General features: G+C 74.2%; 21 protein-coding genes. 9 read left to right on the top strand and 12 right to left on the bottom strand.

The genetic code is table 11. The annotated features are described in order from the left end of the window. Positions 1–3: 3 nt before the first annotated feature. A complete protein-coding gene (locus tag JYK04_RS12945) occupies positions 4–789 on the bottom strand; it encodes a class I SAM-dependent methyltransferase (protein WP_189735970.1) in 786 nt (261 codons plus the stop codon). Between the two features lie 82 nt (positions 790–871). Here JYK04_RS12945 and JYK04_RS12950 point away from each other — a divergent pair, with 82 nt between their 5' ends. Both JYK04_RS12950 and JYK04_RS12955 read left to right on the top strand, forming a co-directional pair. After that, entirely contained in the window at positions 872–1,804 is a 933-nt protein-coding gene (locus JYK04_RS12950; protein WP_229875139.1) for a pseudouridine-5'-phosphate glycosidase, read from the top strand. Then, positions 1,801–2,700 (top strand): carbohydrate kinase family protein, encoded by a 900-nt coding sequence (locus JYK04_RS12955; RefSeq protein WP_189735972.1) that lies wholly within the window; start codon positions 1,801–1,803, stop codon positions 2,698–2,700. Before JYK04_RS12950 ends, JYK04_RS12955 begins: the two co-directional genes overlap by 4 nt. A 131-nt stretch (positions 2,701–2,831) precedes the next feature. Here the strand turns inward: JYK04_RS12955 and JYK04_RS12960 are convergent, their stop codons facing one another. Continuing rightward, positions 2,832–3,479: a nucleoside/nucleotide kinase family protein gene (locus JYK04_RS12960; RefSeq protein WP_189735974.1), complete on the bottom strand. Its 648-nt coding sequence runs from the start codon at positions 3,477–3,479 to the stop codon at positions 2,832–2,834. A gap of 93 nt (positions 3,480–3,572) precedes the next feature. Here JYK04_RS12960 and JYK04_RS12965 point away from each other — a divergent pair, with 93 nt between their 5' ends. Then, complete coding sequence (locus tag JYK04_RS12965; protein WP_189735976.1) at positions 3,573–5,027, top strand: WGR domain-containing protein; 1,455 nt, start codon at positions 3,573–3,575, stop codon at positions 5,025–5,027. Here the strand turns inward: JYK04_RS12965 and JYK04_RS12970 are convergent. Continuing rightward, on the bottom strand, positions 4,980–5,384 hold the full coding sequence (locus JYK04_RS12970; RefSeq protein WP_189735978.1) for a cupin domain-containing protein: 405 nt from the start codon (positions 5,382–5,384) through the stop codon (positions 4,980–4,982). The genes JYK04_RS12965 and JYK04_RS12970 overlap by 48 nt on opposite strands. A 139-nt stretch (positions 5,385–5,523) precedes the next feature. Between JYK04_RS12970 and JYK04_RS12975 the strand changes: the two genes are divergently transcribed. Next, positions 5,524–6,216: a DUF2293 domain-containing protein gene (locus JYK04_RS12975; protein ID WP_189735980.1), complete on the top strand. Its 693-nt coding sequence runs from the start codon at positions 5,524–5,526 to the stop codon at positions 6,214–6,216. A gap of 6 nt (positions 6,217–6,222) precedes the next feature. Here JYK04_RS12975 and JYK04_RS12980 read toward each other — a convergent pair whose 3' ends face one another. After that, positions 6,223–6,897, bottom strand: a complete 675-nt coding sequence (locus JYK04_RS12980) for a chaplin (protein WP_308431021.1) — start codon at positions 6,895–6,897, stop codon at positions 6,223–6,225. A gap of 162 nt (positions 6,898–7,059) precedes the next feature. On the opposite strand from JYK04_RS12980, the gene JYK04_RS12985 reads away from it, so the two are divergent. Continuing rightward, entirely contained in the window at positions 7,060–7,608 is a 549-nt protein-coding gene (locus tag JYK04_RS12985) for a hypothetical protein (protein ID WP_189735984.1), read from the top strand. Here the strand turns inward: JYK04_RS12985 and JYK04_RS12990 are convergent. From JYK04_RS12990 to JYK04_RS41890, 3 genes are all read right to left on the bottom strand, one after another. Further along, complete coding sequence (locus JYK04_RS12990; protein ID WP_189735986.1) at positions 7,589–8,794, bottom strand: SWIM zinc finger family protein; 1,206 nt, start codon at positions 8,792–8,794, stop codon at positions 7,589–7,591. The genes JYK04_RS12985 and JYK04_RS12990 overlap by 20 nt on opposite strands. Beyond that, complete coding sequence (locus JYK04_RS12995) at positions 8,791–11,709, bottom strand: DEAD/DEAH box helicase (RefSeq protein ID WP_229875140.1); 2,919 nt, start codon at positions 11,707–11,709, stop codon at positions 8,791–8,793. The genes JYK04_RS12990 and JYK04_RS12995 overlap by 4 nt, the downstream gene beginning before the upstream one ends. A gap of 105 nt (positions 11,710–11,814) precedes the next feature. Continuing rightward, positions 11,815–13,128 (bottom strand): helix-turn-helix domain-containing protein, encoded by a 1,314-nt coding sequence (locus tag JYK04_RS41890; protein ID WP_268254141.1) that lies wholly within the window; start codon positions 13,126–13,128, stop codon positions 11,815–11,817. A gap of 183 nt (positions 13,129–13,311) precedes the next feature. Between JYK04_RS41890 and JYK04_RS13005 the strand changes: the two genes are divergently transcribed. Both JYK04_RS13005 and JYK04_RS13010 read left to right on the top strand, forming a co-directional pair. Beyond that, positions 13,312–13,944, top strand: coding sequence for a hypothetical protein (locus tag JYK04_RS13005; protein WP_229875141.1), 633 nt, complete (start codon positions 13,312–13,314; stop codon positions 13,942–13,944). 39 nt (positions 13,945–13,983) lie between these two features. Next, positions 13,984–14,244 (top strand): DUF6343 family protein, encoded by a 261-nt coding sequence (locus JYK04_RS13010; RefSeq protein ID WP_189735988.1) that lies wholly within the window; start codon positions 13,984–13,986, stop codon positions 14,242–14,244. A gap of 1 nt (position 14,245) precedes the next feature. Here JYK04_RS13010 and JYK04_RS13015 read toward each other — a convergent pair whose 3' ends face one another. From JYK04_RS13015 to rpsA, 4 genes are all read right to left on the bottom strand, one after another. Continuing rightward, complete coding sequence (locus JYK04_RS13015; RefSeq protein ID WP_189735990.1) at positions 14,246–14,692, bottom strand: tetratricopeptide repeat protein; 447 nt, start codon at positions 14,690–14,692, stop codon at positions 14,246–14,248. 131 nt (positions 14,693–14,823) lie between these two features. Further along, positions 14,824–15,432 (bottom strand): dephospho-CoA kinase, encoded by a 609-nt coding sequence (coaE, locus tag JYK04_RS13020; RefSeq protein WP_189735992.1) that lies wholly within the window; start codon positions 15,430–15,432, stop codon positions 14,824–14,826. A gap of 31 nt (positions 15,433–15,463) precedes the next feature. Further along, positions 15,464–16,402 carry a PAC2 family protein gene (locus JYK04_RS13025; RefSeq protein ID WP_189735994.1) on the bottom strand — a complete coding sequence of 313 codons (939 nt, stop codon included), beginning with the start codon at positions 16,400–16,402 and terminating at the stop codon, positions 15,464–15,466. Positions 16,403–16,646: 244 nt separating this feature from the next. Beyond that, positions 16,647–18,155 (bottom strand): 30S ribosomal protein S1, encoded by a 1,509-nt coding sequence (gene rpsA / locus JYK04_RS13030; RefSeq protein ID WP_030010959.1) that lies wholly within the window; start codon positions 18,153–18,155, stop codon positions 16,647–16,649. A 353-nt stretch (positions 18,156–18,508) separates the two neighbouring features. Between rpsA and JYK04_RS13035 the strand changes: the two genes are divergently transcribed. Next, on the top strand, positions 18,509–19,357 hold the full coding sequence (locus JYK04_RS13035) for a class I SAM-dependent methyltransferase (RefSeq protein ID WP_189735997.1): 849 nt from the start codon (positions 18,509–18,511) through the stop codon (positions 19,355–19,357). Between the two features lies 1 nt (position 19,358). Continuing rightward, the gene (locus JYK04_RS13040; protein ID WP_189735998.1) at positions 19,359–22,100 is read left to right on the top strand and encodes an ATP-dependent RNA helicase; all 2,742 of its coding nucleotides are present in this window, start codon (positions 19,359–19,361) and stop codon (positions 22,098–22,100) included. Here the strand turns inward: JYK04_RS13040 and pgfA are convergent. Next, entirely contained in the window at positions 22,090–23,049 is a 960-nt protein-coding gene (pgfA, locus tag JYK04_RS13045; RefSeq protein ID WP_189736001.1) for a cell envelope lipid trafficking protein PgfA, read from the bottom strand. The genes JYK04_RS13040 and pgfA overlap by 11 nt on opposite strands. Positions 23,050–23,051: the final 2 nt, after the last annotated feature.

Here is a 23,051-nt window from a genome sequence, read left to right on the forward strand (position 1 = left end):
GGCCTACGAGTCACCCTGTCCAGTCGGACCGGGGCGCCGGGCGGTGAGGACCGGCTGGAGGAACCCGGTGTCCGCCGGTGCGTGCCAGAGCGTCTCGCGCAGGCCGGCCTCCCGGGCGAACCCGGCGGTCCGCTCCTGGGGCAGCGCCCAGTACGTCGCGCTCGACGTCTGCGTGGCCCATGTGTCGCCGGTCGGCAGCAACTGGAAGAGCTCCAGGTCGTAGCGTTCCCCGTCGGCGTGCCAGTGCCACAGCTGGAAGGTGATGGTCCGTCCGTCGGGGCCGGTGCGCACGCGTGGGGCCTCGCTCTGCGGGCGGGTCCGGAGCAGTTCGCCGTACGGGCGGGTGGAGAGCAGGAGCAGTCCGCCGGGGCGCAGCACCCGCCGGGTTTCGGCCAGCGCGGCGCGCACGTCCTCGGCGGTGAGCAGGTGCGGCAGCGCGTTGTCGGCGCAGACCACGGCGTCGAAGGAGGCGTCCGCGAAGGGCAGGGACCGCATGTCGGCGGCGGCGACGGGGAGCGTGAGCGAGCGCTGTGCGGCCTCGCGGGCGGCGCGGGCCACGGAGGCGGGGCTCAGATCGGTCCCGGTGACCCGGTGGCCCAGTGCGGCGAGGCCCAGTGACTGGGTTCCGATGCCGCAGGCGTTGTCGAGCACCGTGTGCGGTCCGGGGCCCAGCGCGGCGGTGAGGAGGGCGTCGAGGGCCCGGCCCTGCCGGGCGACGGACGCGTCCCAGTCCGCGTAGACGAGGTCGTAGCGGTCGGCCAGTTCGTCGTAGAAGCCGCGCGTGTCCATGGGGGAACGCTACTCGGACAGGTTGGGACGGGTGTGGCGGGAGGGCGTTTGGAGGCGCCGATCCCGTGCCATGGATGGGGACATGTCACAGCACAGAGCATCTGAGATCCCGGTCCTGTCGGCAGAGGTGGATGAAGCGCTCACTCGTGGGAAGCCCGTGGTGGCCCTGGAGTCGACGATCATCGCGCACGGTCTGCCCCGCCCCCGCAACCTGACGGTGGGCCTCGAACTGGAGGCCCTGGTCCGCGCGGAGGGCGCGGTTCCGGCGACGATCGCGGTCCTGGACGGGGTGGCGTACGCGGGACTGGACAAGGCGCAGCTGGAGCGGATCGCGGGCGGCGAGGGCGTGCGCAAGCTCGGCCACCGGGATCTGGCGCCCGCGCTGGCGACGGGGGCCACCGGCGCGACGACGGTGTCCGCGACGGCCTTCCTCGCCGCCCGGGCGGGCCTGCGCGTCTTCGCCACGGGCGGGCTGGGCGGCGTACACCGGGAGTGGGCGCAGACGCAGGACGAGTCGGCGGACCTGTCGCTGCTGGCGCGGACGCGGATCACCGTGGTGTGCGCGGGGGTGAAGTCGATCCTCGACGTGCCGGGCACGCTGCAGCGGCTGGAGACGCTGGGGGTGGGGGTGCTCGGCTACGGGACGGACCGCTTCCCCGGGTTCTATCTGGCCGACTCGGGCGAGCCGGTGGACTGGACCGTGCACGGGCCCGAGGAGGTCGCCGCGGTGATGGCCGCTCAGGACGCGCTGGGCGGTCCGGACTCGGCGCTGCTGGTGGCCAATCCGGTGGCGCGGGAGGAGCAGCTGGATCCCGAGCTGCACGACCGGGTACTGGCTGAGGCGCTCGCCGAGTGCCACGAGCGCGGGATCACGGGGCAGGCGGTGACGCCGTTCCTGCTGGGGTTCCTGGCACGGGCGACGGACGGGGCCTCGCTGGAGGCGAACCTGGCGGCGGTACGCGGGAACGTGCGGCTCGGGGCCCGGATCGCGGGGGCCTGGGCGGCGCGGGCGTGACCGGGCCGGGGGCGCTGCTCGTCATCGGGGACGTGGTGACGGACGTGGTGGCCATACATCCGGAGCCGCTGGCTCCGGCCACCGACACGGCGGCCCGCATCCGGACCCTGCCGGGCGGGGCCGGGGCCAACGCGGCCTGCTGGGCGGCCCGAACGGGGACCGCGGAGGTACGGCTCCTGGCGCGGGTGGGTGCCGAGTCGGCGCGCTGGCACGAGCGGGCGCTGGTGGACGCGGGGGTGCGGCCGCGGCTGGTGGTCGACGCGCAGGAGCCGACCGGGACGGTGGTCGCGCTGGTCGGCAAGGACGCGGAGCGGACGTTCCTGACCGACAGCGGGGCCTCGCTGCGGTTGTGCCCGGCCGACTGGGCCCCCTCCCTGCTGGACGGGGCGGCCCATCTCCACCTGTCCGGTTATCTGTTCTTCGCCGACAGCAGCCGGGAGCTGGCCGTGATCGCGCTGCGGGCGGCCCGGGCCCGGGGGGTGCAGGTGAGCGTGGACCCCGCCTCGGCCGGCTTCCTGGCGGCCCTGGGGCCGCAGCGCTTCCTGGACGCCGTGGCGGGTGTGGACGTACTGCTGCCGAACGAGGACGAGGCCCGGCTGCTGGCCGGGCTGCCGGAGCCGGCGGGGGCGGCCCGGGCGGCGGCGGAGCTCAGCCGACGGGTGCCGCTGGTGGTGGTGACCCGCGGCGCGGCCGGGGCACTGATCGCCGAACGGGGCCGGATCACCGCCGAGGTCGAGGCGGAGCCGGTCGAGGCGGTGGACTCCACGGGCGCCGGGGACGCCTTCACCGGGGGCTTCCTCGCGGCCCGCCTGGAGGGCGCGGACCCGGCCGAGGCCGCCCGCGCCGGGTGCCTGGCTGCGGCCTTGGCCGTGACCCGGCCGGGCGGTCGGCCGTAGCGTCCCCGGCCCCGCCGGCGTTTGAGGCGCGGGTCCGGGCGGAGCCCGGGAAACGGAGCAAGGGCGGGGCGGGGAGGAGGCTCCGTGCAGCGGCACCGGCACCCCGCCCCGCCCCGCCCCGCCCCGCAGGGTCAACGCCGCCGGATCCCCGTCCAGGCGGGATGCCTGGGATCATCGGCCCGCACCACCGCATCGGCGGCGGACGCCGGATCCGCCTCGGCCTCGTACCGGGCGAACGCCGCCCCCGTCCACCGCTCCGACTCCTCGGTCCGCCGCGCCAGCGCTCCCGGCGACAACCGCACGTGGACGCTCAGGTCGAAGGGGAACCAGTGGCCCAGCAGCAGCGGGCCGTGCACGAGCAGCACGCCGCCGGGCGGGAGGGTGACGTACGGACTGCGGGTCGCCCGGTCGGTCACCGGGTCCCAGAGGTCCGGCAGCACCCGCCCGCTGCCGCCGGGGTCGGTCGGGCCGAAGACCTCCCGCCAGAGCGCGGCCGTGTCGTACCAGCCGCCCAGGTAGGAGTCCACGTCCTGCCGGCCGAACTCGAAGCGGAGGGAGGCCGGCCGCAGGAAACCGTCGGTCGGCACCACCAGGGACGGGCGTCCGCGCAGCCGCAGCGCTTCGGCGAGCTCGCCGGCGAGCGCGCCGGTCCCGGCGGCGGGGGCGCCGTCGATGCCCACCCGCTGCCAACTGCCCGGCCCGGGGGCCCGGTCGGGGTCGTCGAGGTGACCGGCGAGCCGCTCGGCCATCCGCTGCCATGTGATCGCTTCCCACTGCACGGGCCCATTGTCAGTGGTGGGCCTTAGCGTTTTTCACGAGGGATCACCGGCCGAAAGGGAGCCGGCGGCGCTGCCTTTGGGGAGAGGTTTGTCATGGCTCGGGAGACGACGTATCTGGAGCTGTCGCAGGACGACGGCGCGGCGCACAAGTTCTACGAGGTGACCGTCGACGGCACGGCCGTGTCCGTGCGGTACGGGCGGATCGGCGCCGACGGCCAGCTGCAGACCTCCGCCTTCCCGAGTGCCGAGAAGGCTCGCGCGGCCGCTGCGAAGAAGATCGGGGAGAAGGTGCGCAAGGGGTACGCCCCGGCCGTGCGGGGACAGCGCGCCGCCCGGGCGGTGACCCGCCGCCAGGTGGCCTCGGCCCCGTCGACGGCGCGCGCGGTGGCTCCGGTGCTGTGGCGCTTCCGGACCGGTTCGTCGGCCTTCGGCATCCATGTGGACGAGGACCGCTGCTGGGTCGGCAACCAGGCGGGCGATGTGTACACATTGAGCCACGGAGGTGAGGTGCTCGCCCGGTATTCGCTGCCGGACGGGGTGAAGTGCCTGGTGGCGGACGAGTTCTGGATATACGCGGGCTGTGACGACGGCACGGTGTACGACCTGTCGTCGAAGGTTCCCTTCGGGGCCTACGCGATCGCGGCGGACGTGGACATCTACTGGCTCGACATCCACGAGGGCGTGCTGAACGTCTCCGACGCGAACGGCGGCCTGACCGTCATCGACCACGAGGACGAGCACCAGTGGTCGCGGAAGTCCGGCGGGTCGGGCGCCTGGATGGTCCGGGCGGACGAGCGAGCGGTCTTCCACGGGCACAGCGGCGGTGTGACGGCGTACGCGGCCGACGGCAGCGGGCAGTTGTGGCACACCAAGACCCCCGGCGGGGTGCTGTTCGGCTGGCAGGAGGACCACGCGGTGTACGCGGGCACGGCCCGCAACACCGTGCAGCGGCTCTCGAAGGCGACGGGGGCGGTGGAGGCCTCCTACGCGTGCGACGCCGCGGTGTACTCGTGCGCGACCTCGCCCGACGGGCGGCACGTCTTCGCCGGCGACTCCTCCTCCTCGGTCTACTGCTTCGACGCCGACGGCCGGCGGCTGTGGAAGCTGGGGACGGGCGGCGGGTCGGCCCTGTCCATGCAGTACCTGGACGAGCGGCTGTACCTCGTCACCACGGACGGGTCGCTGGTGTGCGTGGACGCGACCGAGCAGGCGATCGCGGCGGCCCAGCAGGGCTCGGTGCCCGCGCCCGTGGACGTGAAGTCGGCGGCGGCGCTCCCGGTGTTCACCCCGGCCGCGTCGGCCTCGGCGGTGGCGACGGTTTCGATGGCCGCGATGGCCGCTGCACCGGCCGGCGGTGTGGTGGTGGAGTGCGTCCAGCAGGGCGGCCGGATGCGGGTGCAGGTGGTGTCGGACGGCTTCGAGCGCTCGTGGAACGTCCAGTTCCCGCGCGGGATTCGGGAGCCCGGCGCACGGTACGTGGTCGAGGGGCTGCATGCCGCCTCAGGAGGCTTCTACCGGGTCCGCGGAGAGATACGACGGCTTGTGTGAGCGGCAGGCCGCCTGCGTGGCCCCGGCCGGTGCCGGGGTGGGTATCGCGAAGGGCGTCCCCACCGGGAGCGCGGGGGTCACGTGGAGCACGACCGGCTCGGTGCCGAGGTTGTGGCCCAGGTGGATGTGGCCTATGCCGGCGGGCTCCACGAAGGTGGTCCCGGCCGTGTGCACCTCGACGGTGCGGTCGTGCAGGACCCGGGTCAGGGTCCCGGCTATGACCACCGCGTCGAGTCTGACCCGGTGGAAGTGCCAGCCGGTGCAGCCGCCCGGCGGTATGACTATCTCCCGGCCAGTCGCGGTCGGGGCGGCGCATGCTCCGCCCGGCCGTGCCGTCATCGTCAGCTGCCCACCCATGTGCCCCTCCTCGACGGACCTCCTGCGGTCCACCGCCCCACGGTAAAAGGGCCGCGGGGCATCAAGGAACACTCGACGAAACATCAACATGCCTTCTTCACCAGGTGATATGAGGGTCATACAGCGGTATCACACCTCTATGAGCCTGGTGGTTTTTGAGTCGCTGAAGCAGATCCACTGCGCCGACTGCCGACAGGGCCCGCTCCGGCACCTCGTCCGCGAGTCCGGCGTACCCCGCTGCCTGGACTGTACGGATCTCGGCCATCTCGTCTATCTCCCGCGGGGGGACACGGCGCTCACCCGCCGCTCCCGCGAGGCCAGTTCGCTCTGCGCCGTCGTCGTGCGCTTCAACAAGCGCCGGCACCGCTACGAGCGCCTGGGCCTCCTCGTCGAGGAGGCCGCACTGGCGCGCGCGGAGCGCGCCTGCCTGGCGGACTCCGAGGCGCGGGCGCGCCGCCGGGAGCGCGACCGGCGGCGGCGTTCGGCCGAGGACATCCGGTTCACCGCGGCCTTCGCCGCCGAGATCGTGCGGCTGTTCCCCGGCTGTCCGGCCGACCGGGCCGTGGCCATCGCCACCCATGCCTCGGTACGCGGCAGCGGCCGGGTGGGCCGTACCGCGGCCGGCCGGGCCCTCGACGGACTGGCGGTCTCCGTCGCGGTCCGGGCGGCGGTGCGGCACACCGACACCGAGTACGACGCCCTGCTGATGGCGGGTGTCCCCCGGTTCGCGGCCCGCGCCCGACTGGCCGCGCGGATCGACGCCATCCTGGACGGGTGGCGTACACCGCCCCCGGGTCCCGCGTCCCCGCCGGATCCGGACCTGCCGGCCTGACCCGGGTCAGTTGAGGCGGAAGCGGCGGTAGAGGAGTACCCCGCCGAGGAGGAGGGCGCCGCCGCCGGGCAGCAGGTAGCCGACGCCGTCCGATCCGGTGTGGGCGAGCGCCGCACTGTGCCGCGGCGGGGCGGGCGGAGCCGGGCGGGGGGCCGTGGGCGGGGGCGGGGGCGTGACCGGGGGCGTGATCACCGGATTTTCGACGACGGGCGGCTGGACGGGCTTGCCGCCCGTGGGCTCCTCGCCGTTGACGGACGTGTTGCCGTGCGAGGAGTTGCCGACGCCGACCACGCTCACCGCGTTGCCGCTGATGTTCAGGGGGAGGTCGACCGGAAGCTGGAGCCCGTTGCCGGACAGCACCCCCGGAGAATCCTTTCCCCGTCCCTCCGCGACTGCCCCTCCGCCGTTCCCGCCCCCTGGTTTCACGGAATCCGTGGAGCGCGTACCGGAATGTCCGCCGCCGGCGGATGCCTCGTTGGTGCAGCGGTTCCCGGCGGCGGAGTTGAGCACGCCGACCACGCTCACGGTGTTCCCGCACGCGTTCACCGGGATGTTCACCGGCAGTTGTACGAGGTTTCCGGACAGCAGTCCCGGCGAGCGCTCGGCCCGGCCGCCCGCGTCCGCGTCGGCGTGGGCGAGTCCGCCCACACCCGCGACCGCCAGTCCGCCTCCCGCAACCACGGCCGCGATGAAGCCATTCCGACGACTGTGACGCATCAGTTTCCCTGCCTTCCGGACGAGTTCGCGGGCAATGTCCCCGCACCGGAACAACGCTCTGACCCCATTCGGGTTATAGAGGCGGTAGGCATTTCACTCAATCGTGTACTGGGTAGTGGGTACTTCATGACCGATCGCCCGCTGCTCCTCCTCGACGTGGACGGCCCCCTCAACCCGTTCCGCTCGCCCCTCGCCGGTCTGCGCGGATACCGGAGCCACCGGATGTGGCCCGACGTCTGGCTCTCCTACCGCGACCCGGAGTCCCGCAAGGCCCGGCGCGGCGCCCGGGTGCGCCTCCACCCCTCCCACGGCGCCCGGCTGCTGGCCCTGCCGTTCGAGCTCACCTGGGCCACCGCCTGGACGCACCAGGCCAACACGATGATCTCCCCGCACATAGGGCTGCCGGGTGACCTCACCGTCGTCGAGTGGCCCGAACTCTTCGCCGACGACCCCGACGGCCTCTCCTGGAAGACCCGCCACCTCCGCGACTGGGCGGCCGGCCGCCCCTTCGCCTGGGTCGACGACATGATCACCCCGCGCGACCGCGCCTGGGTCGCGGAACACCATCCGGCCCCGGCCCTCCTGCTGCGCATCCACCCGCGCCACGGCCTGCGCGACCGCGACTTCACCACCCTGACCCGCTGGGCCGAGGACATCAGCCCAGCAGGGCGGTGACCGGGTCCGGGGAGGGGCGGCCCGTCGGCCACCAGTCCTGGTCGCCCTGGCGGTCCTCGTAGGAGTACCAGAGGCCGTCGCGGCCGAGGCGGAGCTGGCGGGTGCGGATCGTCAGGCGGTTGCGGTCGGGGCGGAAGGAGCCCTGGCCGGCGGCGAGCAGGGCCGGGCGGGCCCGGTCGAAGGGGCCCGCCGGCGGGTCCCAGGGCTCTTCGAGGGCGTCGAGGGCCGGGCGTCCGCCCTGGCGCCAGGCCGCCGCGGCCCGGGCGAGATCGGTGGTGCTGCGGCCGGTGGCGCGGGCCAGGTCCCGGTACAGGGTGCGGGCCGCGCCCGTCAGACCCGCCGTGGGGTGCGCGGACGCCAGCCGGACGGCGTCCTGCCACACGGTGAGCCCGGCGATCGGATCCTCACCGGTGGTCAGCAGGGCCAGGGCGCGGGCGGCCGCGTCGGAGGCGAGCTGGTCGAGGGCCAGCGGGTCGGGCGCCGCCGGGTCGGCCGGGTAGGCCGGCGGAAGGCCCGCGGCGGCGGGCGCGGGCAGCGGCGCGGGCAGCAGCGGCAGGCTGGTGCGGGCGAGCGCCGCACGGGCCGGAACGCCGGGGAAGCCCGGTGCCGCGTCGGGCTGTTCGCGCGCGGCATGGGCGGCATTGCGGCGGGTCAGCTCGTCGAGGAGCTCCCGCTCCCCCCGGCCGCGCAGGAGCAGCAGGACGAAGGGGTCCTCGTCCAGGAGCCGGGCCGCCCGGTAGCACAGGGCCGCCGCGTGCTTGCACGGCGGACGCCCGAAGTCCGGGCAGGAGCAGTGCGGGACCAGCTCGCCCGCGCCGGGCAGGACGGCCCCCGCGAGCGACTGCGGGACCTCCCGTTCCAGCAGGGCGGCGAGCGCCGTGGGGGCGGCCGCGACCGTCTCCAGCAGTTCGTCCCACTCCGGGTCCGCGAAGGCGGGCAGGGTCAGCTCGGTGCGGTACGGGCGGGGCCTGCTGCCCCGGACGTAGGCCACGATCCGGCCGGGGGTGACGGTGACCGCGCTGACGTGTCCGGCGTCGGCGTACGTACGGCCCCGGGCCAGGCGGGCCCCGTCGTGCGAGACCTCCTCCAGCGCCGACACCCAGGCCCGGCCCCACCAGCTGACGGCCTCGGCCCCGGCGGGCACGGTCTCGAAGGTGCGGCGGCGGTCGTCCCGCGCGGTGATCATCCGGGCCTCCGCAGGGAGACGAGGTCGGCCAGCTCGCGGTCGGTCAGCTCGGTCAGTGCCGACTCGCCGGAGCCCAGGACGGCGTCGGCCAGGGCCCGCTTCGACTCCAGCATCTCCGCGATCCGGTCCTCGACGGTGCCCTCGGCGATGATCCGGTGGACCTGTACGGGCTGGGTCTGGCCGATGCGGTAGGCGCGGTCGGTGGCCTGTTCCTCGACGGCCGGGTTCCACCAGCGGTCGAAGTGGATGACGTGCCCGGCCCGCGTGAGGTTCAGCCCGGTGCCGGCCGCCTTCAGGGACAGCAGGAAGACGGGTACCTCGCCCGCCTGGAAGCGGTCGACGAGCTCCTCGCGATGCGGCACCGGCGTCCCGCCGTGCAGGAACTGCGAGGCGATCCCGCGGCCGGCCAGGTGCCGTTCGATCAGGCGGCCCATCGTCACGTACTGGGTGAAGACCAGCACCGAGCCGCCCTCGGCGAGGATCGTGTCCAGCAGCTCGTCCAGCAGGGCGAGCTTGCCCGAGCGGTGCGGGATCCGGGGCTGCTCCTCCTTCAGGTACTGCGCGGGGTGGTTGCAGATCTGCTTGAGCGAGGCCAGCAGCTTCATGATCATGCCGCGCCGTTCCATGCCCTCGCTCGACTCGATCACGGCCATCGCCTCGTCCACCGCCGCCTGGTAGAGCGAGGCCTGCTCCCTGGTGAGGGAGACCGGATGGTCGGTCTCCGTCTTCGGTGGCAGCTCGGGCGCGATGCCGGGGTCGGACTTCTTGCGGCGCAGCAGGAACGGCCGCACCAGCGCGGACAGCCGGGCGACCGCCGCCTCGTTGCCGCCGTCCTCCTCCTGCTGGTGCTCCACCGGGCGGGCGTGGCGGGCCCGGAAGGTGGTGAGCGGGCCCAGCAGCCCCGGCGTGGTCCAGTCGAGCAGCGCCCAGAGCTCGGAGAGGTTGTTCTCCACGGGGGTACCGGTCAGCGCCACCCGGGCCGGCGCGGGCACCGTGCGCAGTGCCTTCGCGGTCGCCGAATGCGGGTTCTTGACGTGCTGCGCCTCATCGGCGACGACCAGGCCCCAGCGCTGTTCTGCGAGCAGGGCCGCGCTGGCGCGCATCGTGCCGTACGTGGTGAGGACGAACCCGCCCGCGCAGGACGTGAGGTCCTCGGTGCTGCGGCTGTTGCCGTGGAAGCGGCGCACGGGCGTGCCGGGGGCGAACTTCTCGATCTCCCGCTGCCAGTTGCCGAGGAGGGACGCGGGGCACACCACGAGGGTGGGCTCCGGCCGGTCCCGGTGCAGGTGCAGCGCGATCAGCGTGACGGTCTTGCCGAGGCCCATGTCGTCGGCGAGGCAGCCGCCGAGACCGAGCGAGGTCATCAGGTCGAGCCAGGCCAGGCCGCGCGCCTGGTAGTCGCGCAGGGTGGCCTTGAGGGCGGCGGGCTGCGGCAGCGGGGCCTGCTCCCCCGTCAGCCGGTCCCGCAGGGCGGCCAGCGCTCCCACCGGCACCGCCTCGACCGTGGCGCCTTCGATCTCGGCCGTCCCCGACAGTACGGTGGCCAGCGCGTCGACCGGGTCCAGGACGCCGAGCTCCCGCTTGCGCGCCTTGCGCACCAGCTCCGGATCGACGCGCACCCACCGGTCGCGCAGCCGGACGACGGGCCGGTGCGCCTGGGCCAGCGCGTCCATCTCCCCAGGGGTGAGCCGGTCGCCGCCCAGCGCCAGCTCCCAGGAGAAGGCGAAGAGGTGCTCGGCGTCGAAGAACGCGGTCCCGTCGATCGCCGAACCGGGCGCGGTGGACCGTACGACGGCGGTCGCCGACAGCGTACGGGCCAGCTCGCGCGGCCAGTGGACCAGGACCCCGGCGGCGGCCAGCCGGCTCGCGGCCACCCCCAGCAGGTCCTCCAGCTCCGGGTCGGACAGGGCCAGGGCATCGGGCACGGGCTGGTCCAGCAGGCGCAGCAGCGGCGGCCAGACCCGGGCGGCCCGGCGCAGCGCGAGCACGGCGTCGATCCGGGCGCGCGGGCCGAACCCGGCCGCCGCCGTGCCCGCCCACAGCTGCGCGGCGTCGGTGACCAGGGTCGGGTCGGCAAGGCTGTGCACCTGGACGACGGCGGCTCCGGCGCGTCTCGTGTCGGCGTCCTCGGCCTCGTCGAAGAGCCGGAAGGAGGACAGGTCGAGCCGGAGCGAGATCCCGACGCCGGTGTCGGAGCCGGCCGCGACCTGCGCCGCCCAGTCCTGTATCCCGGGGACCCGCTGCGGGTCCCGCGCGGCGAACGGCCGCCCGGCGGCCACGGCAGCGGCCGGGGTGCGGGGCAGGCCGTCGGCGACCGCGTCGAGGAACGCGCGGACCAGTGCCTCCGGTTCGGGCAGCTGGAGCGGGCGGCGCCCGGCCAGGGGCGTCGCGTACCCCTCGTGCGGCAGCGCGGCGGCGACCGCGCGGAGGTGATCGACGTCGGCGGCGTCGAGCGGCCCGGCACGCCAGGCGTCGACGCCCTCGGGGGTGAGTCCGGGGAGGAGCCGGCCACGGGCGGCGAGGGTGAGCGCCTGCCGGGCGGCGGTGCCCCAGGCGCGGGTGGCGGGATGCGCGGCGGGACTGTGGGGCGCCTGCGCGAGCAGGGGCAGGGCGGCGGTGACGGAGAAGCTCACCGCGGGGACGGTCCGGCTGCGGACCCCGTCACCGTGCGGGCGTACGACGGTGAGCGGCGCCGCCGTTCCCGCCTCGGGCAGGGCGTCCCCGTCAGGCGCCCAGAAGGCGACGCGCCCCTCGCGGGGGACGGCGGCGGGCAGGAAGACCGCAGCGTGGCGCAGCAGCGCGGCGGCCTCACGCGGCCACGGTCGCTGCGGCTGCGGCTGCGGCTGCGGCTGCGGCTGCGGCTGCGGCTGCGGCTGCGGCTGCGGCTGCGGCTGCGGCTGCGGCTGCGGTGTCATGGTGCGTCCCCCTCCCGTCTCCCCGTCGATGGCCTTGCGCCCCTACCGGTCCCCTCTGCCGACGAGTCTAGGCGCGACCACCGACAACACCCCCTGACCTGCGGTTCAGCGGGCCCAGCGGCCCTGCTCCGGCGCGTACCCGTACACGGGCCGGCCGGGGGCGGCGCTCGTGCGCAGCGGCCGCCCGCCCTCGTCGATGCGGAGGGTGCCCGACCCTGACGGGCCGGTCCACCTCAGGTCGAGGAACCAGTCGCAGTCGCATCCCGTGGTGGCCGCCGCCACCCGCAGGACGGCCGGTTCGGCCGCCGAGACGCGCAGCGGGAAGGCGGGGGCGGGCAGGGTGCTGCCGCCGTCGTTCCCGGCGACGGGCCGGGCCAGCGGGCGCGGCGCGTCCAGATTGACGGCGAACGCGGCAGGGGTGAGCCCGCCGCCGCAGCCCTGCGACATCTGGTAGACGTTCCAGGCCGGCGGCTTGCGGCGGGCGGCCACCCGTACCTCCAGGTCCTCCAAGACCACGGCGCCCCCGCCCGTGCCGTGCAGGGTGACCTCCACGATCTGCGTTCCGGCGTGCACGGCGCGCTGCGCCGCCGCCCAGGCGGGCGCGTCCGCCTCCACGGGCGGCGGGGGCACCGATCCCGGACCGCGCTCGGACAGGTAGGCGTGGTCGCAGCCCGCGGTCCACACGTGCGACCGTACCGCCGCCTTGAGGGGCGCGACCGGGTCCCGGCCCGGGGCCGACGCCGACGGTGACGCGGAGGTCCGGACGGGCTCCGGGGCCGTCGCCCCGGCCGACCCGGCCGGCGATGCGGGTTCCGGTGCACCCGTCGCCACCGGTGCCGGGGCGGACCCCGATCCCCCAGGCGTCGGTGCTCCCCTGGCCGCACCCGTGGCCGCACCCGTGCCCGTGCCCGTGCTCGTCCCCGGGCTCCCACCCGCGTGCGGCGCACCCGGCCCGGGGCCGGTCGCCGCCAGCAGCGCCACCGCCACCGCCCCGGCCGTCACCCCCACGGCGGCGACCACGGCCGCCCGCCGCCGCCGGTACCAGGCCCCCCGGGCCACCGGCTCCGGCTCGGGGCCCGGCATCACCACCACGGTCGGCTCAGGCTCCGGCTCCGGCGCGGGCCCGGGTACCGGCTCCGGCACCGGCACCGGCACCGGCATCTCCGCGACCCCCGCGCGCCGTCGCGCATCCGCCAGCAGCCACGCCCGGTGCAGGTCCAGCGCCTCCTCCCGCGTCGACCCGCAGGCCCGGGCGAAGCGGTCCACCACCGCGAACTCCGCCGGCAGCGCCTCCCCCTTGCAGTACCGGTGCAACGTCGACGTACTCGTGTGCAGCCGGCGCGCCAAGGCGCCGTAACTGAGCCCGGCCCGCTCCTTCAGCTCCCGCATCAACCGCGCGAAATCCTCGGCCTCGCTCACGCTCTCCCCCGTTCCGCGTCCCGCGACCGCGTTCCATGTATGAGGTGTTCCCCCAGGTGACGGCGCGTACGGCCGTTCCGGCGTCCCGGATTCGCCGCGATCCGTCGCCCGCCGCGCCGTCCGGGGAACAGGCTCGTCAGGCACACACCAGCACGCCCACGGCACTCACGGGGAGAACCGACCATGTTCCGACGTTCCGGCACCGCCACCACGCCCACCACACTCACCACCGCCCTCGTCGCGGCGGCGGCCGCCCTGGTCCTGACCGCCTCCACCGCCACCTCCGCCGCGGCCGCCACCGCGCCCGGCTTCCTGACCGGCACCGACCTTCCGCCGCACCCCGCCTCGCCCTGGTACGCCGGCGCGGTCACCGCGGGGCTGCCCGAGTCCGCGCCGTTCTGCCTGGAGGGCGTGCTTCCGTCCGCGGGCAGCTGGCACCGCGTCTTCGGCACCGAGTACGACACCGGCGCCGTGCAGGTCTCCGTGCGGTCCGCCTCGCCCTCCGCGGCGGCCCGGCTCGCCGGCGTCCTGGAGCGCAAGGTCGCCGCCTGCGCCGCCGACTGGCTGCGCAGGACCCCGGGCGGCACCGCCTCCTGGCAGGACTACGGCACCCTCCCCGTCGAGGAGGGTGCGCACGTCTACGGGGTCCACACCTCGATCCCCGACTCCGAGCCCGGGGTGCACCTGTACGGGATCGGGCGCGACGGCTCCACCGTGACCGTCGTGCAGTGGGGCGAGATGGGCGACCTGTCCCACGCCCCGGTCGCCGGCTTCAAGAAGACGACCACCAAGGCCGTGAACAAGCTCAACCCCTGACCGCAGGGGGTGGGACCATGGACATGAGAGGCGATGGCCATGCGTTCCGGGAATGAGCCGGTGACCGCCCGCAGTCCGCTGCGGCTGCGGTTCTGGCTGGGTGTCTGGGGCCTGGTCTGGTCTGCCTTCGGCACGGCCTTGTTCTCGCTGGTGGGCCGTCCCGGATGGGCGGCCGCCTGCGGGGCGCTGACGGTGGTCGTGGCCGTGGACCTGTTCATGATCGTGCGCCATATCCACCAGGGGCCCCACTACCAGCCCGGCCCGGACATCCCCCCGTACGAGCCGCCCCGCAGCCGGTGAATCAGGCGGGGCCGGCCCCGGCCGGGCCGTCTGCGTCCGGGCCGTCTGCGTCCGGGCCGTCTGCGTCCGGGCCCTCGAAGCGGGCCGCCGCCAGGTACTCGGGCCTCGGGTCGAGGGCCGCCGCGAGGCGGAAGTGCCTGCGCGCCTGCTCGGGCCGGCCCGAGCGCTCGAACGTACGGGCCAGCGCGAAGTGGGCGAAGGCGTTGTCCGGTTCCCGCTCCAGCACCAGCTCGAACTCCAGCTCGGCCGGTCGCAGTTGCGCCGCGGCGAAGAAGGCCCGGGCGCGCAGCAGCCGAGCCGCCGTGTTCTCCGGGTGGGCGGCTATGACCGAGTCGAGCAGCTTGACCGCGCCGCGCGGGTCCCGGGCGGCGAGCAGCTGCTCGGCGGCCCGGTAGTCGATGACGTGGGTTTCCGGGCTGGACGGGGTGGGGCGCGTGGTCTCGGACACGTTCGAAATCCTTCCCTCTCCGGGCGCGTTCAACGCCCCCGCCCCACCCGCTATTCCATGCACACGTCAGCCGCGGAGATCGGCCGCACACATCAGCCGCACACATCAGCCGGACAGAGCAGCCGGGGAGATCAGGAGGCCCCGCCGGCCGCCCGCACGGTGAGCTCGTCCCACACCTTGCGCACCTGCGGCTCCAGCGCCTCCAGCGGCCCGTCGTTGTCGATCACGAGGGTCGCCACCGCGAGCCGCTGCTCCCGGGTCGCCTGCGCGGCCATCCGGGCCCGCGCCTCCTCCTCGGCCATCCCGCGCAGCGCCGTCAGCCGTGCGAGCTGGGTCGCCGGGGCCGCGTCCACGACCACGACCAGGTCGTAGAGGGGCGCCAGCCCGTTCTCGGCGAGCAGCGGTACGTCGTGCACCACGATCGCGTCGGCCCCCGCGGCGGCTTCCAGCTCCGCCGACCGGGCCCCGACCAGGGGGTGCACGATCGCGTTGAGGGTCTGGAGCTTCGCCGGGTCCGCGAACACGATGGACCCCAGCTTCGGCCGGTCCAGCGTCCCCTCCGCGGTCAGCACCGACTCCCCGAAGGCCGCCACGACGGCCGCGAGCCCCGGCGTACCGGGCTCCACGACCTCGCGCGCGATCCGATCGGCGTCGACGACGATCGCCCCGTACCCCGCCAGCAGTCGCGAGACCTCGCTCTTGCCGGCACCGATTCCGCCCGTCAGGCCTACTTTCAGCATGCCCCGCAGCATAGGGGGCCCCGCCCGTACGTCAGTTCTCGCCCTCGCGCTCCGCCAGGAACCGCTCGAACTCGCGCCCGATCTCGTCCGCCGACGGCAGCTCGGCCGGCTCGGCGATCATGTTGCCCCGGGTCTCGGCCCCGGCGGCCGCGTCGTACTGGTGCTCCAGCCCCTGCACCAGGCTGACCAGCTCCTCGTCGCCCTCCCGGATCTGCCGGTCGATCTCCGTCTGCGTGCGGTGCGCCTCGGTGCGCAGGGCGTGCGCCACGGCCGGGAGCACCAGCCCGGTCGCCGCCGTGATCGCCTCCAGCACGGTCAGCGCGGCGTCGGGGTACGCGGAGCGCGCGATGTAGTGCGGTACGTGCGCGGCGACACCCAGCACGTCGTGCCCCGCCTGGGCCAGGCGGAACTCCACCAGGGACTCCGCACTGCCCGGTACCTGGGCCTCGTCGAAGGGGCTGCGGTGGCCCGGCATGAGGTCGGTGCGGTTGCCGTGCGGGGTGATGCCCACGGGACGGGTGTGCGGGACGCCCATCGGGATGCCGTGGAAGTTGACCGAGAGCCGGACGCCGAGGCGCTCGACGATCTGCCGGACGGCGACGGAGAAGCGCTCCCACTCCACGTCCGGCTCCGGGCCGGACAGCAGCAGGAAGGGCGCTCCGGTGGCGTCCTGGACGAGCCGGAGCTCCAGCCGGGGCTCCTCGAACTCCGTCCAGTGGTCGCGCTGGAAGGTCAGCAGCGGGCGCCGGGCCCGGTAGTCCACCAGCCGGTCCGCGTCGAAGCGGGCGACCACCTGGTGGGGCAGGGTGTCCAGGAGCCGCTCGACGATCTGCTCGCCGGCCTCACCCGCGTCGATGTACCCCTCGAAGTGGTACAGCATGACCAGCCCGGCCGAGTCCTGGGCGACCGCCAGGTCGGCCACCGCCAGGCCCTTGGCGTCCCATTCGTACAAACCCTGTGGATCAAGCACCGTCACCACTCCTCCTCGCCTCGTTCTCAGCCAAGAACGTCCAAGGCGGCCCGGCCATTCCCCAGTTGGCCGCATTCACAGGAACGCAACGGATCACGCACCGGATCACGCAGCGGATCACGCGCCGGAGCGCGAGCGGAGACCGGACGGGGAAACGCGGTAAGGCCCGCCCCCCGAAGGGGACGGGCCTTACCGTTCAACGCAGTTCAGCTCGGCTCACACCGGAGTGTGATGCGCGCTGCGATCAGCTCTGGCCGCCGGCCAGCTTCTCGCGGAGCGCGGCCAGGGCCTCGTCCGACGCCAGGGCGCCGGAGGTCTCGTCCGACTCCGAGGAGTACGAACCACCCGAGATGCCCGCACCGGCGTTGCCACCGGCGGCCGGGGCGGCAGCGCCCTCGGCAGCAGCGGCCTCGTCGGCCTCGCGGCTCTTGATGACCTGAGCCTGGTGCTGCTCGAAGCGCTGCTGCGCCTCGGCGTACTGGGTCTCCCAGGCCTCGCGCTGCTTGTCGAAGCCCTCGAGCCAGTCGTTGGTCTCGGGGTCGAAGCCCTCGGGGTAGATGTAGTTGCCCTGGTCGTCGTAAGACGCGGCCATGCCGTACAGGGTCGGGTCGAACTCGACCGACGCCGGGTCGGCACCGAAGGACTCGTTGGCCTGCTTCAGGGACAGCGAGATCCGGCGACGCTCGAGGTCGATGTCGATGACCTTGACGAAGATCTCGTCGTTGACCTGGACGACCTGCTCCGGGATCTCCACGTGGCGCTCGGCCAGCTCGGAGATGTGGACCAGACCCTCGATGCCCTCGTCCACGCGGACGAACGCACCGAACGGAACCAGCTTGGTGACCTTACCCGGGACGACCTGACCGATCTGGTGGGTCCGGGCGAACTGCTGCCACGGGTCCTCCTGCGTCGCCTTCAGCGACAGGGATACGCGCTCGCGGTCCATGTCAACGTCGAGAACCTCGACGGTGACCTCCTGGCCGACCTCGACAACCTCGGACGGGTGGTCGATGTGCTTCCAGGACAGCTCGGAGACGTGGACGAGACCGTCGACGCCACCCAGGTCCACGAAGGCACCGAAGTTGACGATCGAGGAAACGACGCCGGAGCGGACCTGACCCTTCTGCAGGGTGGTGAGGAACGTCTGGCGAACCTCGGACTGGGTCTGCTCCAGCCAGGCGCGGCGGGACAGGACCACGTTGTTGCGGTTCTTGTCCAGCTCGATGATCTTCGCCTCGAGCTCCTTGCCCACGTAGGGCTGGAGGTCGCGGACACGACGCATCTCGACGAGAGAGGCCGGCAGGAAGCCGCGGAGGCCGATGTCGAGGATGAGACCACCCTTGACGACCTCGATGACGGTACCGGTGACGATGCCGTCTTCTTCCTTGATCTTCTCGATCGTGCCCCAGGCACGCTCGTACTGAGCGCGCTTCTTGGACAGGATCAGGCGGCCTTCCTTGTCCTCCTTCTGGAGAACCAGGGCCTCGATCTCGTCGCCGACCTTGACGACCTCGTTCGGGTCGACGTCGTGCTTGATCGAGAGCTCACGGCTCGGGATCACGCCTTCGGTCTTGTAACCGATGTCGAGCAGGACCTCGTCCCGGTCGACCTTCACGATGACGCCGTCGACGATGTCGCCGTCGTTGAAGTACTTGATCGTCTCGTCGATCGCGGCGAGGAAGGCTTCCTCGTTACCGATGTCGTTGACCGCTACCTGCGGAGTGGTAGAGGTGGTCTCGGTGCTGCTCGTCATGTGGGAAAGGGCTCCGGTTACGGACAGAAAGTCGTAGGTACTGCTACGCCGGGAGCCCTTATCGGCATCTGCCGAAGAAGCCGGACAGCCAAGGAGACCCCCTTCCGCGAAGAGCGGTGGGGCCTCGAAAACCGAGGGGACATCAACAGATGCAAGCGCAGCCTGCTAGGTCTGAGGAGCACAGGCTCGCAGCGCAACTTGTAGCATACGGGGGCAGCCGGACAGGGTCAATGCGCGAAGGCGCACACCCCGGGCGGATCGCCGCACAACCGGCACAATTCATGGGCAGGAAGCCCCTCATGGCGCTTCCTGCCACATTCAGAAGACATTCGCAGACTACGACGACGGGCCCCATGAACCAAGAGGACTACGCCTCCGAAGTAGCGTCCGAAGCCGATCCGGTCTCCCTGGAAGACCCCGAGGCCACACGGCGTGACGCGGGGGAAGCGGAGAGCAGCCGGGCGAGCCGCAGCTGGTGGGACCGCAACGCCGACGAGTACCAGAGCGACCACGGCGCCTTCCTCGGCGACGACCGCTTCGTGTGGGGACCCGAGGGGCTGGACGAGGCGGAGGCGGCCCTCCTGGGCCCCGCCGCCTCCCTCCGGGACAAGGACATCCTGGAGATCGGCGCCGGCGCCGCCCAGTGCTCGCGCTGGCTCGCCGCCCAGGGCGCCCGCCCGGTCGCCCTCGACCTCTCCCACCGCCAGCTCCAGCACGCCCTGCGCATCGGCGATGACCTCCCGCTGGTCGAGGCCGACGCCGGACGGCTGCCCTTCCGCGCCGGCTCCTTCGACCTGGCCTGCTCCGCCTACGGCGCCGTCCCCTTCGTCGCCGACCCCGTCAACGTCATGCGCGAGGTGCACCGCGTACTGCGCCCCGGCGGCCGCTGGGTCTTCTCCGTGACCCACCCCGTCCGCTGGGCCTTCCCCGACGAGCCCGGACCCGAGGGGCTGTCCGTCGCCGCCTCCTACTTCGACCGCACCGCGTACGTGGAGCAGGACGAGCAGGGCCGCGCCGTATATGTGGAGCACCACCGCACGATCGGCGACCGGGTGCGCGACGTGGTGGCGGGCGGCTTCCGTTTGCTCGACCTGGTCGAGCCCGAGTGGCCGGAGTGGAACAGCCAGGAGTGGGGCGGCTGGTCCCCGCTGCGCGGGAACCTGATCCCGGGCACCGCGATCTTCGTCTGCGAGCGCGACTGACGTGATCCGTACCGCCGCCCTCGACGCCCTGCCCGTACGGGAGGCCGTGCCCGCGCTCGTCGCGGCGCTGGACGGCCACGGCACGGCGGTGCTCTGCGCCCCGCCCGGCACCGGCAAGACCACGCTGGTGCCGCTGGTCCTGGCCGGGCTGGTGGGCGGCGGGCCTCGGCGCCGGGTCGTCGTCGCCGAGCCCCGGCGGATCGCCGCGCGGGCCGCGGCGCGCCGGATGGCCTGGCTGCTCGGCGAGCAGGTCGGCGGCGCGGTCGGCTTCACCGTGCGCGGGGAACGGGTGGCGGGTCCGGACACCGTGGTGGAAGTGGTGACCACCGGGGTGCTGCTCCAGCGCCTCCAGCGGGACCAGGAGCTGACCGGGGTCGACGTGGTGGTCCTGGACGAGTGCCACGAGCGGCACCTGGACGCCGACACGGTCGCCGCCTTCCTCCTCGACGTACGGGAGACCCTGCGCCCGGAGCTGCGGCTGGTGGCCGCCTCGGCGACCACGGACTCGGCCGGCTGGGCGCACGTTCTCGGCCAGGGAGGCCTGGGCGGCGCGCCGGTGGTGGAGGCCGCGGGCGTCTCGTACCCCGTGGAGACGGTCTGGGCCCCGCCGGCCCGGCCGGTGCGGCCCCCGCACGGGATGCGGGTGGATCCGGCGCAGCTGGCGCACGTGGCCGCGGTGGTGCGGCGGGCGCTGGCGGAACGCGACGGCGACGTGCTGTGCTTCCTGCCCGGCGTCGGTGAGATCGCCCGGGTCGCCGGGCAGCTGGGCGGGGTGGACGCGGAGGTGCTCCAGATACACGGCCGGGCCCCGGCGGCGGTCCAGGACGCGGTGCTCTCCGTCGCCCGCCACCGCAGGGTGATCCTGTCCACCGCGGTGGCGGAGTCGAGCCTGACCGTCCCCGGGGTACGCGTGGTGGTGGACTCCGGGCTGGCCCGCGAGCCCCGGGTGGACCACGCGCGGGGGCTGGGCGCGCTGGCGACCGTACGGGCGTCCCGCGCGGCCGGGCGCCAGCGGGCGGGCCGGGCCGGGCGCGAGGCACCGGGCGTGGTGTACCGCTGCTGGGCCGAGGCGGAGGACGGCCGCCTGGCCGCGTTCCCCTCGCCGGAGATCCGCATCGCCGACCTGGCGCAGTTCGCCCTGCAGGCCGCGTGCTGGGGCGACCCGGACGCGGCCGGGCTCGCCCTGCTGGATCCGCCCCCGGCCGGGGCCATGGCCGCGGCGCGCGAGGTGCTGGTGGCCGTCGGCGCGGTGTCCCCGGCCGGTGCGGTCACCGCGCGCGGACACCGGATGGCCCGGCTCGGGCTGCACCCGCGGCTGGCCCGGGCCCTGCTGGACGGCTCCGCCGCGCTCGGGGCCCGCCGGGCGGCGGAGCTGGTGGCCCTGCTGAGCGAGGAGCCGCCGCGGGAGTACGGGGACGACCTGGCCGGCGCCTGGCGGCAGGCCCGCGCGGGCGGCGACGCGTACGCGGCCCGCTGGCGCACGGAGGCCCGCCGCCTGGAGCGCGCCGTTTCCCCTGCGGGGCGCACCGCCGAAACCGGTGCCGGGGCTGCGGCCGGGACTGCACCCCGCACCCCGCTCGGGCGCGGCACCGCTGCCGGGGACCAGCCCCCGGACCCCCGCGCCTCAAACGCCGGCGAGGCTGCTTCTCCAGCCTCTGCGGCGCTTGAGGAGACGACTCCGGGGCGGAACCCCGTCCTTTCAGCCTCGCCGGCGTTTGAGGCGCGGGGTCCGGGGCGGAGCCCCGGCAGCGGCGCTGCACCCGACGATGCCGCCGCAGGCCTGATCGCGGCCCTGGCCTTCCCCGAGCGCGTGGCGAAAGCCAGGGGTGAGGGGGCCTTCCTCATGGCCAACGGCACCGCGGCCGAGCTCGGCGACGGCTCGCGGCTGCGCAGCGCGCCCTGGCTGGCCGTCGCCGTCGCCGACCGGCCCCCGCATTCGGCGTCCGCCCGGGTCCGGCTCGGCGCCGTCATCGACGAGGACACCGCCCGCACCGCCGCCGCGCACCTGCTCACCGCCGGGGAAGAGGTCCGCTGGGAGGACGGCGACCTCGTCGCCCGCGCCGCCGAGCGGCTCGGGGCGATCGAGCTGGCCGTACGTCCGCTGCGCACCCCCGACCCCGCACTCGTCCGGGCCGCCCTCCTCGACGGGCTGCGCGCCGAGGGGCTCGGCCTGCTGCGCTGGTCCCCGGACGCGCTGACCCTCCGGGCCCGCCTCGGCTTCCTGCACCGCACGCTCGGCGGCGCCTGGCCCGACGTGGCCGACGACCGGACCCTGCTGGAGCGCGCCGACGACTGGCTGGAGCCCGAGCTGTCCCGGGCCCGGCGCCGCGCCGACCTCGGGCGGATCGACGCCGGGCAGGCCCTGAACCGGCTGCTGCCGTGGGCCACCGGGGAGGCGGTCCGGCTGGACGAGCTGGCTCCGGAACGCCTGGAGGTGCCCAGCGGGTCCCGGATCCGGGTGGACTACTCCGCCGAGCACGGCCAGCCGGTCCTCGCGGTGAAGCTGCAGGAGCTGTTCGGGCTGGCCGAGACCCCGCGGGTGGCGGGCGTACCGGTGCTGGTGCACCTGCTGTCGCCCGCCGGCCGGCCCGCCGCCGTCACCGCCGACCTCGCCTCGTTCTGGCAGGGCGGCTACCGGGCCGTACGCGCGGAGCTGCGCGGGCGCTATCCCAAGCACCCCTGGCCGGAGGACCCGGCCACCGCCGAGCCCACCCGGCACACCAACGCCCGGCTCAGGCGCTGACGCGGCGGCCGCGGGCCTCCAGCCACAGCGCCGCGCCGAGCAGGACGAGCCCGCCGGCGGCCAGCCCGATCGGCGCGTAGGTGTGCAGCGCGAGGACCTTCGTACGGTTCGACCTGACGAGGTCGACCGTGTAGTCGGAGTAGTCCTGGCGCATGGTGACGTGTCCGGCGAAGGCGGTGAGCTTGCCGTCGGGGCCGCCGGCCGCGATGCCGCCGCGCATCTCCTGCTGGATGTCCTGCTCGGCGTTGACGGGCGCGCCGGTCACCGGGTCGACCCAGAACCTCGCCTTGACCGTGTACCAGAGGGTGGTGCCGGTGGCCGCCTCGATCGTCGACGGGTCGATGCCCTCGATCGGCATCTTCTTGGGCATGGCGACTTTGGTCCACGGGACGGTCTGCTCGAAGTAGTAGACGGCCATGCCCTTGAACGTGCGCGGCCCGACGTAGTGGATCGGCGAGGAGGTGCGGGTCTGCGCGTCGAAGTAGAGGTAGTCGCGCGGCTCGGTGAAGAAGGGCCACTTGAATTCGATGCCCTCGCGCTTGACGGGGTCCCCGTCGACCATCTCGCCGGTGGCGTGGACCGGGTCCTGGGTGTGCGCGTCGAAGATGTAGCGCTCGGGGATCTGGGAGACCATCTTCCCGTCCGGGCCGATGATGTAGGACAGCGTGTCCCAGACGACGACGTCCTTGCCCGCGCTCGCCTCTATCTCCTTCGACGCGTCGACGTTGCCCTTGAGGGTCTGGACGATGGTGACCTTGTCGACCTTCTTCGGCTGCATGCCGCCGGTGTAGTCGAGGAGCGTCGCGTCCTTCGCCTCCAGGACCATCTCCTGGTACTGGTTCGGCGGGATCTTGGCGAGGCGGGGGTACGCGTACCAGCGCAGCAGCGGCGCGAGGGCAGCGCAGAACACGGCAAGGGCCAGCAGGACAAGGCTCGCTCTGCGTCGCACCG

The sequence above is a fragment of the Streptomyces nojiriensis genome (genome assembly GCF_017639205.1).
Taxonomy (GTDB): Bacteria; Actinomycetota; Actinomycetes; order Streptomycetales; family Streptomycetaceae; genus Streptomyces; species Streptomyces nojiriensis.

Excerpts from the sequence above, each read along its gene's own strand:
- JYK04_RS12945 (WP_189735970.1), bottom strand. The coding sequence starts at position 789 with ATGGACACGCGCGGCTTCTACGACGAACTGGCCGACCGCTACGACCTC.
- JYK04_RS12950 (WP_229875139.1), top strand. The coding sequence starts at position 872 with ATGTCACAGCACAGAGCATCTGAGATCCCGGTCCTGTCGGCAGAGGTG.
- JYK04_RS12965 (WP_189735976.1), top strand. The coding sequence starts at position 3,573 with ATGGCTCGGGAGACGACGTATCTGGAGCTGTCGCAGGACGACGGCGCG.
- JYK04_RS12970 (WP_189735978.1), bottom strand. The coding sequence starts at position 5,384 with ATGGGTGGGCAGCTGACGATGACGGCACGGCCGGGCGGAGCATGCGCC.
- JYK04_RS12975 (WP_189735980.1), top strand. The coding sequence starts at position 5,524 with ATGAGCCTGGTGGTTTTTGAGTCGCTGAAGCAGATCCACTGCGCCGAC.
- JYK04_RS12985 (WP_189735984.1), top strand. The coding sequence starts at position 7,060 with ATGACCGATCGCCCGCTGCTCCTCCTCGACGTGGACGGCCCCCTCAAC.
- JYK04_RS12990 (WP_189735986.1), bottom strand. The coding sequence starts at position 8,794 with ATGATCACCGCGCGGGACGACCGCCGCCGCACCTTCGAGACCGTGCCC.
- JYK04_RS12995 (WP_229875140.1), bottom strand. The coding sequence starts at position 11,709 with ATGACACCGCAGCCGCAGCCGCAGCCGCAGCCGCAGCCGCAGCCGCAG.
- JYK04_RS13005 (WP_229875141.1), top strand. The coding sequence starts at position 13,312 with ATGTTCCGACGTTCCGGCACCGCCACCACGCCCACCACACTCACCACC.
- JYK04_RS13010 (WP_189735988.1), top strand. The coding sequence starts at position 13,984 with ATGCGTTCCGGGAATGAGCCGGTGACCGCCCGCAGTCCGCTGCGGCTG.
- coaE (WP_189735992.1), bottom strand. The coding sequence starts at position 15,432 with ATGCTGAAAGTAGGCCTGACGGGCGGAATCGGTGCCGGCAAGAGCGAG.
- rpsA (WP_030010959.1), bottom strand. The coding sequence starts at position 18,155 with ATGACGAGCAGCACCGAGACCACCTCTACCACTCCGCAGGTAGCGGTC.
- JYK04_RS13035 (WP_189735997.1), top strand. The coding sequence starts at position 18,509 with ATGAACCAAGAGGACTACGCCTCCGAAGTAGCGTCCGAAGCCGATCCG.